This window comes from Rhizobium sp. BG4, from assembly GCF_016864575.1.
Classification (GTDB): Bacteria; Pseudomonadota; Alphaproteobacteria; order Rhizobiales; family Rhizobiaceae; genus Rhizobium.
The window spans coordinates 967,775-986,385 of sequence record NZ_CP044126.1 but is presented as its reverse complement, the minus strand read 5'-3'; the positions used below and the strand labels follow the sequence as shown (position 1 = coordinate 986,385).

Sequence of the window (18,611 nt, the reverse complement as noted above, 5' to 3'; positions counted from 1 at the left end):
CGGCCGCGGAAGCGATCGGGCGTTTTTTATTGCCTAGTTGACCAACTGGCTGAGAATTTCGAGCGGGTGAGGCGGGCGGATGGCGTCGATCGCCTTTGCCTGTGAGCGGCAGGAATAGCCGGTCGCCATGACGACGGTGTCATCCGAAGCGGCGGCGATGGGGCCGGCCCAGCTCATCGCATAGAGCTGTTCGGAGACGGTGCGGTTGCGGGTCTCGTGGCCGAAGGTTCCGGCCATGCCGCAGCACCCCGCCTGGATGGTCTCAAGCTTGACTTGGACGGCGTCGAAGACGGCTTTCCACTGTGCCGTCGAGGCCGGAGCATTGCTGCGTTCGGTGCAATGCGGCAGCAGCTGGAAGCGCTTGCCGAAGGGCGCCGTGGTGTTCTTCGCCAGCCGCTCGAGATTGGCGGCCAGCCATTCCTGCGGCAGCAGCACCGGTGCGGAGAGCGCGGTGCCCTTGTATTCGCTGCGGAAGGCGAGCGTCATGGAGGGATCGAGGCCGACAAGCGTCACGCCGGTCTCCGCGAGCCGCTGCAAATGGTTCGCGGTCTTGAGGGCAGCCTTCTCGAACTGGCCGAGATAGCCGTGAACATGCAGCGCCTTGCCGTTGACATGCGATGCGGCAAGCAGCGGCGAAAGCCCCATCTTCTGCGCCAGCTTGATCGCGGCGATCACCACGTCGGGATCGAAAGACGCCGTGAAGGCATCCGGCACGAAGACGACGATGGCCTGCCGCTCCGCAGCGGAGAGCTTGGCAAGGGCCTCGGGGTCCGCAGTGGCAATGCCGAGACGGCTTGCCACCGTCTGCAGCGACGTTTTCGGCAGAAGTGGAAGCGATGTCAGTCCGGCGGCGCGCATCAGGCGCTGGCCGAGAGTTGTCCCGGCGGCGAGATTGTAGAGCGGCCTGACCTTTCTCATCCAAGGCAGAGTGGTCTCGATCGCCGAGACGAGCGGGTCCTTCAGCGGCCGCAGGTAGCGGCCATAGTAGAGCTCCAGGAACTTGGAGCGGAAGGCGGGAACGCTCACCTTCACGGGACATTGCCCGGCGCAGGCCTTGCAGGCGAGGCAGCTGTCCATCGCCTCGCGCACCTCATGGGAAAAGTCGGCGCGGTTTTTGGGATTGAGGCTGTTGAAGAGGCGCGCCGGAAGACGGGCAAACGAGTTGCCGCTCCGCAGACGTCCGGCTTCCTTGCGGGGATCGATACCCTTGTCGGCAAGCAGCCGCAGCCATTCCCGCATCAGCCCGGCGCGGCCCTTCGGCGAGAACCGCCGGTCGCGCGTTGCCTTGTAGGAGGGGCACATCGGGCTCGTCTCGTCGAAATCGAAACAGGCGCCGTTGCCGTTGCAATAGGCGGCATTGTCGAAAGCGGCGCGGATCTCGTTGCCGATCACCCGGTCGGATGCACCGCGCAGCGGCACCTCGTCGATCTTCAGGAGAGGGGCGGGCGCCGAAGACGGCGCGGCGATCTTGCCGGGATTGAGCCGGTTTTCCGGGTCGAAGGCGCGCTTGATGTCCTGGAGGTCAGGATAGAGATCGCCGAAGAATTCGGGCACGTATTCGGAGCGCACACCCTTGCCATGCTCGCCCCACAAGACGCCGCCATGCTTGCGCGTCAGCGCCACCACGGCGTCGCTGATCCGGCGCACCATCGGCACATGATCCTCACGGGCGAGATCGAGCGCCGGGCGGACATGGAGCACGCCGGCATCGACATGGCCGAACATGCCGTAGGAGACGCCGGCATCGTCGAGCAGCGCGCGGAACTCGCGGATATAGGCCGCGAGATTCTCCGGCGGCACCGCCGTGTCCTCGACGAAGGCAACCGGCCTGATGGGGCCATCGACATTGCCGAGCAGGCCGACGGCGCGCTTGCGCATCGTCCAGATCGCCTCGATATCCTGGGGATCGCGGGCAACCGTGTAGCCGAGCCGTCCGGCATCCTGCCCCCGATCGAGCGTTTGTGTCAGTGCCGCAAGTTTCTCTTCGAGCCCGGCTGCATCATCGGCAAGCACCTCGACGATGTTGATGCCGTTTGCCGGAACCGCGTCACCCTCGGGAAAGAAGCCGGCGATGCCGGTCCAGACAATGTCCTTCCGGGCAAGACCGAGCACCTTTTCGTCGACGGTCTCGACCGAGGCGACCTTCAGGGCCGCCAGGCTGCGGGCATCCTCGAGCGCCGCGTTGAAATCGCCATAGCGGATATTGACGAGTGCGGCCTTTGCCGGGATCGGCAGGAGGTTCAGCTCCGCCTCGGCAATCATCGCCAGCGTGCCTTCCGAACCGCAAAGGATGGCGTTCAGGTCAAAACGGCCGTCCTCACGGCGGATATGGGCGAGGTCGTAACCGGTCATATAGCGGTTGAGCTTCGGAAACACCGCGGCGATGCGCTCGCGCTTTTGCCGCGCGATGGTCTCCACCGTGCGGTGGATGTCGCCGATGCGGTCCTGCTGCGCCATGATGCCGGCAAGCTCCGCATCATCCACCGGTCGCGACCACCAGTCCGAACCGTCGGTGAGAACGATATGCAGGCCGAGCACGTGATTGGAGGTCTTGCCATAGAGGCAGGACCCCTGGCCGCAGGCATCCGTCGAGACCATGCCGCCGATCGTCGCGCGGTTCGAGGTCGAGAGCTCAGGTGCGAAGAACAGGCCGTAGGGCTTCAGCGCCCGGTTCAGCTGGTCCTTGACGACACCGGCCTGGACGCGGGCGACCCGTCTTGTGGGATCGATCTCCAGAATGCGGTTCATATGCCGGGAACAGTCGACCACCACGCCTGAGGTCAGCGACTGGCCATTGGTGCCGGTGCCACCGCCGCGGGGTGCGATCGCGATCTTCTGGAAGCGAGGTTCCGAGAGGACGCTGGCGATCACCTTCAGATCATCGACATCCTTCGGAAACAGGATGCCTGACGGCACGATCTGGTAGATCGAGTTGTCGGTCGCCGAAACCGTGCGCGAGGCAGCGCTCGTTTCCACGTCGCCAGCAAACCCGGCTTCCACGAGACGTTCGAAGAAGCCGGGATGTGACTGCTGCTGACCATGATCGGAGCGAAGACGTGGGATCATTGCCGAGTGGTGCCGGAGTCCTATCAGGTCCGCAATGCGGCGCAGGCGCGCTCGATGCGGTCGAGGGCCTCGACGAGCTCCGCTTCCGATGTCGCGTAGGAAATCCGGAAGTAGGGCGAAAGTCCGAACGCTGATCCCGGAACCACCGCGACATGCGCCTCTTCGAGCAGATAATCGGTGAAATCCTGATCGGCTTCCAGCCTCTTGCCCTTCGGCGTCGTCTTGCCGAGAACGCCCGCACATCCCGAAAAGGTGTAGAAGGCGCCTTCCGGCGTGCGGCATTCCAGGCCGTCGATCGCGTTCAGCCGGGAGACGACGAGATCGCGCCGCTGGCGGAAGCTGTCGCGCCGGCCCTTCAGGAAATCCTGCGGCCCGTTCAGCGCCTCGACGGAGGCCGCCTGGCTGACGGAAGAGGGGCAGGAGGTGGCCTGGCTCTGGATGACCGCCATGGCCTTGATCAGCGCCTTAGGGCCACCGGCATAGCCGATGCGCCAGCCGGTCATCGCATAGGCCTTCGACACGCCATTGATGGTCAGCGTGCGCTCCTTCAGCCGCGGCTCGATCGCAACCGGCGTCACGAAGGCAAAATCGTCATAGACGATGTGCTCATACATATCGTCGACCATCAGCCAGACATGCGGATGGCGCAGAAGCACGTCGAGCAGCGGGCGGTAGTCTTCGGCGCTATAGGCAGCACCCGACGGGTTGGACGGCGAGTTGAGCAGCACCCAGCGGGTCTTCGGCGTGATCGCCTTTTCCAGCTGCTCGGCCTGCAGGCGGAATCCCGCCGCTGCATCGCAAGGGATCAGCACAGAAACGCCGCCGCAGATCTCGACGATATCGGAATAGGACGTCCAGTAGGGCGTCGGGATGATCACCTCGTCGCCCGGATCGATGCTCGCCATGAAGGCGTTGAACAGGATCTGCTTGGCGCCGGTCGCAACCGTCACTTCCTCGGTCGTATAGTCGACGCCGTTTTCGCGACGGAACTTCTCGACGATCGCCTTCTTCAGGGCCGGTGTGCCGTCGAGAGCGGTATATTTCGTCTCCCCGGCATCGATCGCCCGCTTGGCGGCATTCTTGACGTTGTCGGGCGTGTCGAAATCGGGCTCGCCGGCGCCGAGAATGATGACCGGAAGGCCATCACGCTTCATGGCGGCGGCCTTCGCGCCGATCTGCAGGATCTTCGAAACGCCGACCGAGGCGATCCGCGAAGCGGGCCGGAAGCCCGCCTCTTCGATTTTCGCTGAAACCGTCATGACAGGTCCACCTTATGCGATGTCGAAGGATACGCCCTGTGCCAAAGGCAGGGCCTTCGAATAGTTGATCGTGTTGGTCGCACGGCGCATGTAGGCGCGCCAGGCGTCCGAGCCGGATTCGCGGCCACCTCCGGTTTCCTTCTCGCCGCCGAACGCCCCGCCGATCTCGGCGCCGGATGTGCCGATATTGACGTTGGCGATACCGCAATCCGAACCGTCGGCGGCAAGGAAGCGCTCTGCTTCACGCATGTCGAGCGTGAAGATCGACGAGGAGAGGCCGGCACCGACCGCATTGTGATCGGCAATGACGGCGTCGAAATCGGAGTATTTCATGACATAGAGGATCGGCGCGAAGGTTTCTTCGAAAACCGGACCTTCGTGCTTCGGCATTTCGACAAGCGCCGGCTTGACGTAATAGGCATCGGGATGGCCGAGATCGACACGCTCGCCGCCATGGACGTTGCCGCCATGCGCGCGGGCTTCGCCAAGCGCCTTCTGCATACCGTCATAAGCGGCCTTGTCGACGAGCGGGCCGACGAGAGCTGCGCTGTCGAGCGGGTTGCCGACGGAGACGCTGGCATAGGCCTTCTTGAGGCGCGGAACGAGCTCTTCATAAACGCTGTCGTGGACGAAGAGGCGGCGAAGCGTCGTGCAGCGCTGGCCGGCGGTGCCCATGGCGCCGAAGGCGATGGCGCGCAGCGCCATGTCGAGATCGGCCGACGGGCAGACGATGCCGCCGTTGTTGCCGCCGAGTTCCAGGATCGAGCGGGCAAAGCGCTTGGCAAGGCGCGGACCGACTTCACGGCCCATGCGGGTGGAGCCCGTCGCCGAGACCAGCGCGACGTTCTTGTGGTCGACGAGTGCCTCGCCGATCTCGCGGCCGCCGATGATGACCTGCGACAGGCCGGCCGGCGCGTCGCCGAAGCGCTTCAGGGCGCGCTCCAGAATGGCCTGCGATGCGAGCGCCGTCAGGGGCGTCTTTTCCGACGGCTTCCAGACGACGCTGTTGCCGCAGACGAGGGCGAGCGCAGCATTCCAGGACCAGACGGCAACCGGGAAATTGAAGGCGGAGATGATGCCGACGACGCCGAGCGGATGCCAGGTTTCCATCATCCGGTGGCCGGGACGTTCGGTGGCGATCGTCAGGCCGTAGAGCTGGCGCGACAGACCGACTGCGTAATCGCAGATGTCGATCATTTCCTGCACTTCGCCGAGACCTTCAGACGGGATCTTGCCGGCTTCGATCGAGACGAGGCGGCCGAGATCGGCCTTGGCGGCGCGCAATTCCTCACCGAGAAGACGCACGAGTTCGCCGCGCTTCGGGGCGGGCGTCAGGCGCCAGGTCTGGAAGGCGGCATGCGCCTCTTCGATCGCAGCGGCTGCACCCTTCGCATCGACGGTCTTCAGCTTGCCGATCTTCTCGCCGGTGATGGGGGAGAAGGAAACCATGCTGCCATCGGTATAGGCTGCTTTGTCGACGCCGAGGCGATCGAGAATGGCGTGTGCTTCGTCGAGGACGGAAGAGGACTTTACGGAAATGTTCATGTGCCGGACTCCAATGTGCGGATTGCTGCCGTGTTTTGACGATTACTGAGCCGCGGGGCGGCGCGAGAGCCTCGAAAGGCATTCGTCGATCGATGCTTGCTCGATCCCCGCATAGTGATCGAATTCGTTGAGAACCTTGGCGCCGAGATCGGTCTCGAAGCGCTGCTGGTTGGGGCTGGCGACGAATTCCTGTTGCGCGCCGTCGCCGAGATTGGACTGGAAAATCCCGGCGGCGCTGACCGGCAGGAAGTCTTCGTAGACGATCGGGTCGAACTGGACGAGACCGTCCGAAACCAGCGTTTCGATGTCGGCCGCATCCGTCGATGCCTTCATGCCCTTTTCGGTCAGCGAATAGCTGAAATAGCCGAGCCCTTCGGCGCGGATTGTTGCCCAGTCATCGGGGAAGGCCTCGAAGGTGGCGGCAAGCGCTGCCTCATAGGCCTCGGCATTCGAACCGTCGGCCGCCGGGCGGACGACCTTGCGCGACTGTTCCAGAAGCTGGTCGTAGAGGCCGCGGCCCTTCGGCGTCAGCGCGATGCCGCGCTGTTCGATCTCGCCGAAACGCGCTGTATGCGAGCCGGTCTGCCAGCCGCCCTTGCCATCCGAAAAGGCGACCGCTTCTTCGAGCGCCTTGAACGATGTCTGGCGCAGCAGAATGGCGCAGCGCCGGGTCGGCGGACCCTCGACAACCGCCTTCGGCGCAATGCCGTAGTCGGGCATCAGGCTCTGCACCTTGTCGATATCGAGCGTGCGCGGCGTCAGGTGATTGATATGCGGACCCTTGAAGGAGACGACGTCGGCAATCAGGCGGTGCGCGTCATGCAGACGATGGTACATCGCGACATCGACGATCGCCTTGTCGTGCCAGCGGAAGGTTTCGAGCACGGCAGCCACGAAACGATCGGCATCGTCCTTGGTCAGCCCGCCGTTCTCTTCGGCTTTCTTCGTCAGTTCAATCGCCTCATCGGTGAAGATGCGGCGGGTCGCCAGGATCTTTGCCGCTTCCTCGCGCAGCTCAGCGTCGGCAATGAGATCGAGGCGGAGCAGCGAGGTGAAGACGCGGAAGGGATTGCGCTTCAGCGCGGCGTCGCCGACCGGCCGGAAGGCGGTCGAATGAACCGGAACGCCTGCAGTCGAGAGATCGTAATAGCCGACCGGATACATGCCCATGACGGCAAAGACGCGACGCATCATCGCCAGTTCTTCAGCCGTTCCGAGACGGATCGCGCCGTGGCGCTCCTCGGAAATGCGCTCCAGATTGTCGGTCGCTTGAAGGCGCGTCTTGAGTTCCGGCTCGGCGGAGAGAGCCTCGTCATTGACGCGGGCGACCAGGTCCATCAGCGTTCCGTAAGCGGGAACCTCGGTGCGGTACATGGCCGACATGGCCGCGGAAAAGGACGACCGGATTTCGCTCGACGTGACGTGCTTCGTCATTTTGCTCAACCTTCGAAAACGATAGGACTTCATGCTCGAAATGCACTATATTCCGTCCATATAGTCTCATGTTGTGAAATCTACACCTAACTTGATGCCGAAACGGAATGATATGCGTAGAAGCCTGGTCCCCGATATCGTCACGTTGCAGGCTTTCGAATGCGCCGCACGGCATGGAAATTTTTCGCGCGCCGCCGAAGAGCTGAACCTGACGCAGAGCGCCATCAGCCGCCAGATCGCCGATCTCGAAAAGCAGACGGGGCTGAAGCTGTTCGAACGGATACGCCAGCGGGTCATCCTGTCGGAGGCCGGGCGCCGGCTGCTTCCGGAGGTCCGGGATCTTCTGTCGCGTTCAGAGCGGCTGATGATCGACGCGGCGGCGGCCGGGCGCATGCGCGCCACGCTGAAGGTTGCGACCCTGCCGACATTCGGGGCGAAATGGCTCGTGCCGCGGCTCGGCCGCTTTCTGGCGCGTTGCCCCGATGTGTCGCTGACGATCGAATCCCGCTCCAAGCCGTTCAGCTTCATGGAAGACAGCTTCGATCTCGCCATCCATTACGGCCTGCCGGTCTGGGCGGGCGGCACTCCGGTCTTCCTCTGCGACGAAACCGTGATCCCGGCCGCAAGCGCCGAGCTCGCCAGGCAGTACCGCATCGATGGTGGCCCGGACTTCACGCAAATGCCGCTTCTGCATCTGACCACCCGCCCGAAGCTGTGGTCCGATTTCTCCCGCCTGCAGGAACTCGGCATCGAAAACGCCTATCACGGCCTGCGCTTCGACCAGTTCTCGATGATGGTCTCGGCCGCCATATCCGGCCTCGGCGCCGCCCTGCTGCCGACCTACCTGATCGAGGAAGAACTGCGCTCCGGCCTCCTCACCCCGCTGCTGCCGACGACGATGCGCACCGAAAACGCCTACTACGTCGTCCGCCCCGAGGAAAAGCAGAGCCATCCCGTGGCGGAGGAGTTCCAAAGCTGGCTTTTGTCGGAAGTGGGCGCGGATGAGCCGGTGGCCGCAAGCGTGTCCCGCGCGGAGTAGCGCTGTTTAACGGCTAGCGCGTCTCGCGATCGATATCCCGGCGAAGCACGACCGCCGTAGTGATGTCATCGACTGTCTCGTGGCTGGCGATCATATCGCGGATACGATTGAGATCGTCGATCGAGGCTGCTTCCAACTCTATTATAAGGTCGAGTTGACCGCTGACCGAGGAAACGCGGCGAACCTGCGTATTGCGGGCAAGCAGATCGAGCAGACCGAGGGCGGGCGTCCGCTTCAGGCTGACCAGCAAGATCGCCCGGATGACATTGGCGTCGATCTCGCCAATGTCGGCGCGATAGCCCCTGATAATGCCGCTGCGCTCGAGATTCGTCACACGCTCGCTCGTCGCGCTGCGCGACAGCCCGATTCTTCCGGCCAAAGTCTTCAGAGCGATACGCGCTTCCTTGGACAGGATCTGGAGTATCTCTCGATCTTTGACGTCGAGCTCACGCATGCCCATCCTCCTCAGGACCGGACATATGTCGGCCCATCCCGACAATATGCCGGTTTGATCCGACAGCTTACTTGATGCCTCAAAACACATTGCATGCCAAGTTGTTCGAATAAGAAATAGCTTGGAAAAACAACGACTATGACCGATCTTTCCCATCCAGCGCCACAGTTTTCTCCTGATGATGCGGAACGCCTCGCCAAGGATATATTCGGGGTTGAGGGAACCGCTTCGCCTCTTGATAGCGAGCGTGATCGCAACTACCGCATCAAGACGGAGACGGACGCCGGCTGGATCCTCAAGATCGTCAACGCGACCGAACCAAAGATCGAAAGCGAGTTCCAGACCGCTCTTCTTCATCATCTTGGCCGGGCAGCACCGGACCTCATGGTGCCGCACCTCAAGGAGAGCCGCGCGGGCGATTTTCTGGCGAACACGGTTGCCGCCAACGGCGAGGCACATGCCGTGCGGCTGGTCGGCTGGCTGGCCGGCAAGCCGCTTGCGGAGGTCGGCAGGACGACCGAGCTCATGCGTAGTTTTGGCCGCTCGCTGGGCGAGCTGGATCGCGCTCTTCAAGGCTTCATTCATCCGGGTGCCCTGCGCGATCTGGATTGGGATCTGCGTCATGCCAAGCGTGCGCGTCAGCGTCTCCACTTTATCAGGGACGAGCGCCGGCGGGCGATCCTCGAGCGCCTCATTGCGGCCTTCGAAGACAAGGTCGAACCGAAGCTCTCGCGTCTGCGGTCACAGGTCATCCACAACGACGCCAACGATTGGAACATCCTCGTCGACGAGCATGACCATCAGCGGATTTCCGGCGTCATCGATTTCGGCGATGCCGTCCACACCGTCCTCATCGCCGAAGTCGCCATTGCCTGTGCCTACGCCATTCTCGATATGGAAGACCCGATCGGCGCGGCCGCTGCTCTCGCTGCGGGATTCCATGAGCGTTATCCGCTTCAGGCGGAGGAAATCGACGTCCTGTTCAACCTGATCGCAATGCGCCTCGTCACCAGTGTGACCTTCTCCGCGTCGCGTCACGAGCAGACCGGCGACAATCCGTATCTGGCAATCAGCGAGGCACCGGCCTGGCGATTGCTTGAAAAGATGGATGCGATGAACCCGCGCCTTGCGACAGCGATCCTCCGGAAAGCCTGCGGCTTCGATGCTATCGAGGGTGCCGGCGCGGTGCGCCGCTGGATTTCTGACAATAGCAAGTCGTTCGCGGATGTCGTTCGCCCTGCGGCGGCGCAGATGACCAAGGCAATCGTGCCTTATGGCGATCCCGCACATGTGATGACCGTTGCCTCGGCGGAGCAGCGTCCCGAAGAGGCGACAAAATGGTGGGACGACTTCTCGGCACGCCACAAGGTCACGCTCGGTATCGGCCCCTGGGGCGAAGCGAGAACCGTCTACACAGACAAGGCCTTTGAATCGCGCTTCATCGAAGGCAAGCGGCGAATTCACCATCTCGGCGTCGATCTGTTCATGCCGGCGCAAACGCCGCTCTTTACCCCCCTTGCGGCGACGGTGAAGAGCGTCGAGGTCGAGCGCGAACCTCTCGGCTACGGCGGCTTGGTCCTGCTTGAGCACCGGCCGGAAGGATGCCCGCCCTTCAACACGCTTTGGGGTCATATGGCCCATGAAGCCCTCGAGCGCCTCAAGCCCGGCGATCGGCTGGAGGCCGGTGATCTCGTCGGCTATATGGGTGGTATCGGCGAGAATGGCGGCTGGACGCCCCATCTCCACTTCCAGGTATCATCAGATACCGAATTGACCGCGGCCGAGATCATCGGCGTCGGCGAGGCTGCCTATCTCGACGTCTGGGAAGACCTCTTTCCCGATGTCGCGGCGCTCGCCAAGATTCCGCCGGAAGCATTCGGTCAGACCGGCCGAACGAGGGAAGAAATCATTTCCAAGCGCCGGGAACTTCTGCTTCCCAACCTGTCGATTTCCTATTCCGAGCCGATCAAGTTCGTGCGTGGTGAAGGCGCATGGCTGATCGACAATTTCGGCCGCGCCTATCTCGATTGCTTCAACAACGTATGCCATCTCGGCCATAGCCACCCGGATGTCGTCGAGGCGGTCTCACGTCAGGCAGCCGTGCTCAACACCAATACGCGCTATCTTCACGACAACATCGTTGAATATGCCGAACGGCTGACGGCAACGTTGCCCGCGGGCCTCGCTGTTGCTTCCTTCGCTTGCTCGGGCAGCGAAGCCAATAGCCTGATGCTGCGCATGGCGCGCAATCATACGGGCCACAACGAAGCTATTGTCCTCGACTGGGCCTATCACGGCACGACGCAGGAACTGATCGATCTCAGTGCCTACAAGTATAAGCGCAAGGGCGGCAAGGGACGGCCCGACCACGTCTATGAAGCGGTCATTCCAGACAGCTACCACGCGCCCGAAAGCTGGCCCCATGCCGAGCACGCCAAGCGTTTCGCGCAGAGCGTTGCGGATCATATCGAAGCGATGCGCAGAGACGGGCGCTCCCCGGGCTTCTTCATTGCGGAATCCATTCCGAGCGTCGCCGGTCAGGTCTTCTTGCCGGACGGCTATCTCAAGGAAGTCTATGCCATGGTCCGGGCCGCAGGCGGCCTTTGCCTGGCCGATGAGGTCCAGGTGGGCTTTGGCCGGGTCGGAAGCCACTGGTGGGCCTTCGAAACGCAGGATGTCGTTCCCGACATCGTCTCAATGGGCAAGCCGATCGGCAATGGCCACCCGATGTCGGCCGTGGTGACGACACGCGAAGTGGCGGACAGTTTCAACAACGGCATGGAGTATTTCAATACGTTCGCCGGAAATCCGGTGTCGTGTGCGATCGGGCTCGCCGTGCTGAATGCGATCGAGCGCGACCGTCTGCGGGAGAATGCTCTCAGCGTCGGCAACTATCTGCTCGATGGCTTCCGTAAAATGCAGCAGCGCTTCGACATCATCGGCGACGTGCGCGGGCTGGGGCTGTTCCTTGGTATCGAACTGGTCGTTGATCGCAGGACGAAAGCTCCGGCCACGGACCTGGCAAGGAAGATCAACGACGGGGCGCGCGAACGCGGGATCCTGATGGGAACGGAAGGGCCGCACGACAACGTCCTGAAGATGCGGCCGCCGATGGTCTTTTCGCAGGCCAATGCCGACCACCTGCTCGACGTGTTGAGCGCGAGCTTCGAAGCAGCCCTGAAATAGAGCGGAGAATCCAGCCTATCCCTGCACCGCTTGGCCGGCGCCGGGACGTTGCATCGCGCCCATAGCATCGGCCGGCAAAGTGCCGGTCGTTTCCGGCAATGTGTCAGCCCGACTGACATCTTGCCGGATGCCCATGGAAAACCGCCATGCAAAACTCTTCGGGTGACGGTTGCCCGGTGAGACCCACAAGAACGAAATAAAATAATCCCAGAGGAGATATGACGTGCCCAATCATAGGTTTAAAAGTTTCATCGCGGTCGCCGCTATCGCGGTTGCAGCCGCATTTTCAACGTCGCCGGCATCGGCCGACGAACTGAAGACGATTCAGGATTCAGGCGACCTTCGCGTTGCGATGAGCGGCCAGTATCCGCCGTTCAGCTTCGCGAACGACAAGAACGAGATCGTTGGCTTTGACGCCTCGATCAGCGAGGCCATGGCAGAGCGCATGGGCGTCAAGGCGAAGATCGTCACGACGCCGTTCGACGGCATCATCGCCGGCCTTCTGGCCAAGAAATATGACGCAATCGTCGCGTCCATGACGATCACTCCCGAGCGCGAAAAAGCAGTCGACTTTGTCGGACCTTACTACCACGCCGGCCGCACGATCGTCGTCAAGGCGGACTCGCCGATCCAGAAGCTTGAAGAGCTCGCCGGCAAGACCGTCGGCGTCACGCTCGGCGATTCCCACGACAAGTGGGCGCGAGCCCAGGGCAATCTGACCGTGCGCACCTACAAGGGTCTTCCCGAAATGCTCGTCGACCTTGATGCCGGACGCATCGATGCGCTCGTCATGGACAGCATCCCCGTCATGGTCGCTGTCAAGGAAACGGGCCAGAAGGTTCGCATCCTCGATACCCCGAACATCGAAGGTGGCAATGAAGCTCTCGGTATTGCGATCCGCAAGAACAACCCGGAGCTCAAGGCCAAGATGCAAAAGGTCCTTGAGGACATGCAGGCGGACGGCGCCTACGAAAAGATCTCGATGCAGTGGATTGGCCGCGACATCCGCTGATCCCGATAAGGGCCGGATCAATTCCGGCCCTGACCATTCGACTTTTCGGAGCGTTTCTATGGATTTGGCGCTTATGCAGCGCGTCCTCCCCTTCTTTTTGGAGGCTGCGTGGGTGACGGTGCAGATATCTTGTCTTTCACTTCTGCTCGGATTCCTGGTCGCGATCGCGCTGGTCGCTCTCCGGCTTTCCGATTTTCTTGCTGTCCGGTGCCTTTCGAGGCTCTACGTGAGTGTCTTCCGCGGCACGCCCTGCCTGGTTCAGCTCTTCGTCATCTATTTTGGCGGACCGCAGATGGGCCTGGAGCTTGACCCTTTCGTCGCCGGCGTGATCGGCCTCGGCCTGAACATTGCCGCGTACATGGCCGAATCCATCCGCGGAGCCATCGAGAATGTCGATCGTGGCCAGTCGGAAGCCGCCCGATCGATCGGATTTGGGCGGGCTGCGACACTCAGGCTCGTGGTGCTGCCCCAGGCGGCACGGTTGATGATCAGACCGCTCGGCGTGAACGCCGTGGGGCTGATCAAGGGATCTGCCTTGGTGTCATCGATCTCCGTCGTGGAGCTGACTTACACCGCCCAGCGGTTCATCAGCTCAACCTATAAACCGTTCGAGATCTTCTCGGTATCCGCGGTGCTTTACATCGTCATGGTCTATGCGGTCCGGTTGGTCGTCGATCGCCTTGATCAGCGTTTCGCGGCAAGGTGAGGACGCCGATATGCAGAATCTGGATTTCTCCATCGTCACACCCTATGCCGGGCTTCTTGCGACCGGCTTGTGGTGGACACTCGTCATGTTCGTCGGCTCAAGTATACTGAGCCTTACCTTCGGCATCGGCTTTGCGCTCGTGCTGCTTTACGCCCCGTGGTTCTGGGCCTTGCCGCTTCGCTTTCTGACCTGGCTTCTCATGGGAACGCCGCTGCTTCTGCAGCTCTATCTGATCTATTACGGTCTGGTGCAGGTCGGCATCGACATTCCGGCGATCGGCGCGGGTATCATTGGCCTCAGCCTGCATTTTGCCGTTTATAATGCCGACGTCTTCAGAGCCGGAATATTGTCTGTCGACGCAGGGCAAATAGAAGGCGCCCGTTCGATCGGGCTTAGCCGCGGTCAGGCACAGCGCTACGTTATCGTCCCACAGGCGCTGCGCCGGACGATTGCGCCCATCGGAAACAACCTGATCGTTCTCCTGAAGGACACATCGCTGGTCTCCATCATCGGCATTGCCGAACTGGTCTACAGCGCACAGCTCGCTATCAGCGAGACCTACAGCCCGTTCGAATTCTACCTGACTGTCGCCGCCATCTATTACGCGGCCAATCTTGTTCTCGAAGCCGGCCTGCAATTTCTTGAAATCAAGGTGGAGATGTCACGGTGAGCACCGCAAAGCTTATGGTCGAGGTTAAAGGTGCCCGGAAGGCATATGGGCCGCTGGAGGTCCTCAAGGGTATCGACCTCTCTGTGTCGCGGGGCCAGATCATCGCGATCATCGGCCCCAGCGGGTCAGGAAAAAGCACGCTTCTGCGATCGATCAATCAGCTCGAATTGCTCAACGCCGGAGAGATCTGGCTGGACGGCGAGCAGGTGAACAGGCCGCTTAAGGGGCAAGCCTTCGAGAAGCATATCAATGCCGTGCGCCAGCAGATGGGCATGGTATTCCAGCACTTCAATCTGTTCCCGCATCTGACGGTTTTCGAGAATATCGCGCTTGGCCCGATCAAGCTCAAAGGCCTTTCGAAGCAGGCGGCCCGGGAGCTCGCGCTCGGTCTGCTGTCGAAGGTCGGCCTTGCGGACAAGATCGACGAATATCCGTCCCGCCTGTCGGGTGGCCAGAAGCAACGCGTCGCCATTGCCAGAGCACTGGCCATGCAGCCGAAGGTGATGCTTTTCGACGAGGCGACATCGGCGCTGGATCCCGAGCTGGTGGATGAGGTCAACGCCGTGATGAAACAGCTCGCTGCCGAGCACATGACGATGTTGATCGTGACCCATGAAATGCGCTTCGCCGGCGAAGTCGCTGACCGGATCGTCTTCATGGACGGCGGTGTCGTCGTCGAGGAAGGGACGCCGCAGCAGATCTTCCAGAATCCGGCGCAGGATCGAACCCGCTCATTTCTGAAGAAACATCTGCACGACAGGTAAGGCTCACGCTCGCAGCGGAGGCTCGCCTGCCGAAAAAAGGCGCGCCCTGCTGGCGAAATAGTCAGCCTTCGGTCGCCATAGGCGGAAAACACCGGGATTACGGGGTGGCACGGCGCTTGCTTCGATCTGATATCGACAGATCGACGGGTGCCCATGTTCAACCTTGCGATAACCTGCCTGCTTCTTGCCGCAGCGCTTGGCCTCAGCCTGCGCCGGTTCAGCCTGCCATATCTGGCGAAAGGCGAGATTGCCGAGCAGTCTTCGCCGGTGACGATGGTGGCGAGTGCGGTGTTTCTGGCGGCACTCGCGTTGGCGGTTTCCGATCGGGGGCTGTGGTATGCGGCCGTCGCCATCGGCGGTGGCCTTCTGGTGGCGCTGGTCTTCGATCAGGACAATCCGCGGATGACGGCCGCTTTGTCGGTCGCCTGCCTGCTCAGCTACGTTGCGCTGAGATAGGCGGTCCCTCTTTCTTCGGAAGCGACCGGGCGACGGCGCTCAGCAGATCGGTTTGCGAGATCAGCCCGAGTATATGATCTGCGTCGTCGACGATGATGACGGCGTGGGTGCGGCCATCGGTCAGAAGCGGCAGGAGATCGAAGGCCCGGTCTTCGGCGCGGGCGGTGACCGCATCCGAAATCTGCCCCTCCAGTGAGCCTGGCAGGAGCGCGATTTCGCGCAGGCCGACCGTTCCGATCAGCCGCTTCTCGGCGTCCCTGACCGGTAGCGTGCGGATATTGTGGTGGAGAAGCAGCCATCGGGCCTGCTCCACGGTTCCGTCGAAATCGATGGCGATGACGTCGCGCGACATGATGTCGGCGCAGGTGATTTCGGCGTTCGAGCGGGCAACGGCCTCGAATTCGACGCGGCGCAGCACGCGGCCGAGATCGGCGCGATCGATGTCGAAGGCTTCGTTCAAGGCGGCGAGCGCCGCATCGATATCCTCGTCGCGAAATCCGGTGCGCTCGGCTGCCGGCGGATCGGCCGTCAGGTGCGTGTTCACAGGGGCGGCGGCAACATGCGGATAGTTGTGGCGCGACAGCTTGTGGAACAGCAGGCCGATCGCCACCAGCAGGCAGGAGTTCAGCGCCACCGGCACGAAGGGAAACAGCATTCCCCAGCTCGCGACGACAGGCCCGCCGAGAACGGCCGTCAAAGCCGCAGCACCGCCAGGCGGATGCAGGCAGCGGGTGAAGGACATGGCGGCGATCGCCAGGGAAACGCCGACGCCGGTGGCTATGATCGGATCCTTGATCAGGCTGGCGGCGGCAACGCCCATGATCGCCGAGATGGTATTGCCGCCGATGATCGACCAGGGCTGCGCCAGCGGGCTCGCCGGCACGGCAAAGAGCAGCACGGCGGAGGCGCCCATCGGCGCAACGATCAGCGGCAGATGCGATCCTTCGCCAAACAGCAATCCGCACATAAGGCCGGTGAGCGCGATCGCCACCAGCGCCCCGAGGCAGGCGAGAAGCCGGTCGCGCAGCGTCGCGCCCGCCAGCATGGGGTGGAAGAGCCTGGATGATAGGGAGCGCTTGCTCGCTGCGTCGCGCAGTCCTTTAGGGGGCATGGATCGGCCTGTCAGATGAATTGCTGTCTTCAGTGAGAAATCTGTGCCGGGGAGGCGGATGGTGCGGCAAGGAGCAGGTCCTCGGTGCTGCTAAGGGGATCAACGGTGATAGGGAATAAACCGCCGCATCGGCCAGGGATCTCAACTGTCGAGGCTCTTCTATTCTCGAAATGAGAACGCGATCAAGACCTGCTGTGCCAGAGAACCAGGACGAGGTGACGCATCTTGTGGTCCGAAGCGCGCTGTCCGTTCGGCACTAAACGCTAAACGACGGCAGGCGCTTCGATCGGGACGCCTGCCTCGGAGGCGGCGGAGATGAAGCTCAGCCTTGCTTCCAGCGGCGTGCGCAGCCCGGCCTCGACATCCGAGCAGATCTGCAGAGCTTCCATGAAGGCGCGGCCGTTCGAAACCGGCCATGCGTTCAGCAGGATGGCCAGCGCCTCTGCTGTCGTCGCCACGATATGCATGTCGCCCGTTCGCTTGCAGGCGACCAGAACCGGCATTTCCCAACGGCGTGTACTCATGTCCAGCCCTCAACCAAGACGGGAAAACCATACAGAGTACACCTTCACGGCGTCAAAGCCGGAAATCTCCGCATTCGCAGCATGATTAAGGAGGCGCTAAGCGGTTGTCCATGCCGTAGTCGGGAACCGGGAGGCCATTCCGCGAATTTATGGAATGCAGAGGAGATGACCATGATCCGCAAGCTGAAATCCGGCGAATACCGGCTTTATTCCCGCAAGGTCGATCCGAAGACCCGCAAGCGGCGCAATCTCGGGACGTTCGAGACCCGCGAAGCCGCCGAGAAGCATGAGCGCGAGGTGCAGTATTTCAAGCGCCATGGCTGACGTCTGCGATCGTCCGGTTGCTCAAGGAGGATAGTGCAGTGGTCGACGACGAAGAAGTTCTGATGAAGCGCGACTGGCTGGCGACGGTCTCGGGCGTCCATCTTCACAATGTGCATGGCGACGATCTCGAGGAAAGCCCGTGCAACATGCTGCTCGGCAACGCGATCCTGCATGTAGCCAGCCTGGAGAAGGCCGCCTGCGAGCATCGCGGCGCCAAGGTTGTGATGGGAGAGCTGATGCTCGATTGCGCCGAATGCCGGGCGCTCGCCGAAAAATTCGGGGCGCGTCTTGCGGTCATCGAATAGGTGGCCCCTGACTTGGCGGGGCTGACTAGAGCGCGCCGTTCGCACGGCCATCCCTGGCCGTCAGCAGGGCGAGAGCCGATTGCGCGACGCCGACGATCGCTTCCAGCAGCTCGCTCTCGCTCGCCTGCATCATGCCCAGTCCGGTGATGGCATCCTCGAATTCACTCGCTGCCGGCGTCCCGTCGTCGAGCTTTCCCGACAGCTCGAACCCCGCCTCGCAGACCTTGGTCAGTTCGTCGCGTTTGCCGATATCGGTCATGCCGGGCAGCGATATGGCGACACGCTCCAGCTCGGCGATGAAGGCGGCCGTCTCCAGCGACAGCTGCGTCAGCGGCATGTGCCGGGCATCGGCGTGGATGCGGGCGAGCGAGGCGCGCATTTTCATCCGGTCAGCTCGCATGACCGGCTCCATCCAGGCTTTCCGACGCCGCATTGTCGTTCGACGAGTTGATGCCCAGGCTATCCTCGATCATCGCCCGCAGCATGGCAAAGCGAAGCTCGAGCGCCGTCACCTCGACCGATTTCGTCAGATTCGAAAGGTCGGCTGCGAACAGATCGAGCTCGTGCAGGAGCGATTGAACATCGGATGTCAGATAGCCCATGAGGTTCCTATGTCTGAAGCGACTCGGGATCGAGTTTCGCTAGACACTTAACCGGCAATCATGGCCTGCGAAGGCCGATGCGGCTGGCATGGTGAACATCCCGTAAATACTGACAGGGTGTGTTTCAGGATGATCCGCCGCCCGGCCGCACCTG

18 protein-coding genes are annotated in these 18,611 nt (G+C 62.2%); 9 read left to right on the top strand and 9 right to left on the bottom strand.

Translation table 11 applies throughout. The features are described 5' to 3' along the window. Positions 1 to 33 precede the first annotated feature (33 nt). Genes F2982_RS24705 through F2982_RS24690 form a run of 4 tightly spaced genes read right to left on the bottom strand, consistent with a single transcriptional unit; the run spans position 34 to position 7,304 of the window. The gene (locus tag F2982_RS24705) at positions 34 to 3,066 is read right to left on the bottom strand and encodes an FAD-binding and (Fe-S)-binding domain-containing protein (RefSeq protein ID WP_203430245.1); all 3,033 of its coding nucleotides are present in this window, start codon (positions 3,064 to 3,066) and stop codon (positions 34 to 36) included. 23 nt (positions 3,067 to 3,089) lie between these two features. Further along, positions 3,090 to 4,325, bottom strand: a complete 1,236-nt coding sequence (locus tag F2982_RS24700) for a pyridoxal phosphate-dependent aminotransferase (RefSeq protein ID WP_203430244.1) — start codon at positions 4,323 to 4,325, stop codon at positions 3,090 to 3,092. Between the two features lie 12 nt (positions 4,326 to 4,337). After that, positions 4,338 to 5,870, bottom strand: a complete 1,533-nt coding sequence (locus tag F2982_RS24695) for an aldehyde dehydrogenase family protein (RefSeq protein WP_203430243.1) — start codon at positions 5,868 to 5,870, stop codon at positions 4,338 to 4,340. Positions 5,871 to 5,912: 42 nt separating this feature from the next. Next, positions 5,913 to 7,304, bottom strand: coding sequence for a VOC family protein (locus F2982_RS24690; protein ID WP_203430242.1), 1,392 nt, complete (start codon positions 7,302 to 7,304; stop codon positions 5,913 to 5,915). Between the two features lie 112 nt (positions 7,305 to 7,416). Between F2982_RS24690 and F2982_RS24685 the strand changes: the two genes are divergently transcribed. Next, positions 7,417 to 8,343, top strand: coding sequence for a LysR family transcriptional regulator (locus tag F2982_RS24685; protein ID WP_203430241.1), 927 nt, complete (start codon positions 7,417 to 7,419; stop codon positions 8,341 to 8,343). 13 nt (positions 8,344 to 8,356) lie between these two features. Here F2982_RS24685 and F2982_RS24680 read toward each other — a convergent pair whose 3' ends face one another. After that, positions 8,357 to 8,797, bottom strand: a complete 441-nt coding sequence (locus F2982_RS24680; RefSeq protein WP_112714577.1) for an Lrp/AsnC family transcriptional regulator — start codon at positions 8,795 to 8,797, stop codon at positions 8,357 to 8,359. Positions 8,798 to 8,935: 138 nt separating this feature from the next. Between F2982_RS24680 and F2982_RS24675 the strand changes: the two genes are divergently transcribed. From F2982_RS24675 to F2982_RS24650, 6 genes are all read left to right on the top strand, one after another. Beyond that, the gene (locus F2982_RS24675; RefSeq protein ID WP_203430240.1) at positions 8,936 to 11,983 is read left to right on the top strand and encodes an aminotransferase class III-fold pyridoxal phosphate-dependent enzyme; all 3,048 of its coding nucleotides are present in this window, start codon (positions 8,936 to 8,938) and stop codon (positions 11,981 to 11,983) included. A 223-nt stretch (positions 11,984 to 12,206) separates the two neighbouring features. After that, positions 12,207 to 12,995 (top strand): ABC transporter substrate-binding protein, encoded by a 789-nt coding sequence (locus tag F2982_RS24670; protein WP_203430239.1) that lies wholly within the window; start codon positions 12,207 to 12,209, stop codon positions 12,993 to 12,995. 58 nt (positions 12,996 to 13,053) lie between these two features. Beyond that, on the top strand, positions 13,054 to 13,701 hold the full coding sequence (locus F2982_RS24665) for an amino acid ABC transporter permease (protein WP_112714571.1): 648 nt from the start codon (positions 13,054 to 13,056) through the stop codon (positions 13,699 to 13,701). 10 nt (positions 13,702 to 13,711) lie between these two features. Beyond that, on the top strand, positions 13,712 to 14,371 hold the full coding sequence (locus F2982_RS24660; RefSeq protein WP_203430238.1) for an amino acid ABC transporter permease: 660 nt from the start codon (positions 13,712 to 13,714) through the stop codon (positions 14,369 to 14,371). 14 nt (positions 14,372 to 14,385) lie between these two features. After that, on the top strand, positions 14,386 to 15,135 hold the full coding sequence (locus F2982_RS24655; protein ID WP_112715094.1) for an amino acid ABC transporter ATP-binding protein: 750 nt from the start codon (positions 14,386 to 14,388) through the stop codon (positions 15,133 to 15,135). 153 nt (positions 15,136 to 15,288) lie between these two features. Beyond that, positions 15,289 to 15,591: a hypothetical protein gene (locus tag F2982_RS24650; RefSeq protein ID WP_112714567.1), complete on the top strand. Its 303-nt coding sequence runs from the start codon at positions 15,289 to 15,291 to the stop codon at positions 15,589 to 15,591. Here F2982_RS24650 and F2982_RS24645 read toward each other — a convergent pair. Both F2982_RS24645 and F2982_RS24640 read right to left on the bottom strand, forming a co-directional pair. Further along, positions 15,569 to 16,702, bottom strand: a complete 1,134-nt coding sequence (locus tag F2982_RS24645; RefSeq protein WP_203430237.1) for an HPP family protein — start codon at positions 16,700 to 16,702, stop codon at positions 15,569 to 15,571. The genes F2982_RS24650 and F2982_RS24645 overlap by 23 nt on opposite strands. A 263-nt stretch (positions 16,703 to 16,965) precedes the next feature. Then, positions 16,966 to 17,226: a DUF982 domain-containing protein gene (locus F2982_RS24640; protein WP_112714563.1), complete on the bottom strand. Its 261-nt coding sequence runs from the start codon at positions 17,224 to 17,226 to the stop codon at positions 16,966 to 16,968. Between the two features lie 171 nt (positions 17,227 to 17,397). Here F2982_RS24640 and F2982_RS24635 point away from each other — a divergent pair, with 171 nt between their 5' ends. After that, a complete protein-coding gene (locus F2982_RS24635; RefSeq protein ID WP_203430236.1) occupies positions 17,398 to 17,550 on the top strand; it encodes a hypothetical protein in 153 nt (50 codons plus the stop codon). Between the two features lie 38 nt (positions 17,551 to 17,588). Further along, positions 17,589 to 17,855, top strand: a complete 267-nt coding sequence (locus tag F2982_RS24630; RefSeq protein ID WP_246777582.1) for a hypothetical protein — start codon at positions 17,589 to 17,591, stop codon at positions 17,853 to 17,855. A 25-nt stretch (positions 17,856 to 17,880) separates the two neighbouring features. On the opposite strand, the gene F2982_RS24625 is transcribed toward F2982_RS24630, so the two are convergent. Together F2982_RS24625 and F2982_RS24620 are read right to left on the bottom strand one after the other, a co-directional pair. Next, positions 17,881 to 18,255, bottom strand: coding sequence for a hypothetical protein (locus F2982_RS24625; RefSeq protein ID WP_203430235.1), 375 nt, complete (start codon positions 18,253 to 18,255; stop codon positions 17,881 to 17,883). Beyond that, entirely contained in the window at positions 18,245 to 18,457 is a 213-nt protein-coding gene (locus F2982_RS24620; protein ID WP_112714557.1) for a hypothetical protein, read from the bottom strand. Before F2982_RS24620 ends, F2982_RS24625 begins: the two co-directional genes overlap by 11 nt. Positions 18,458 to 18,611: the final 154 nt, after the last annotated feature.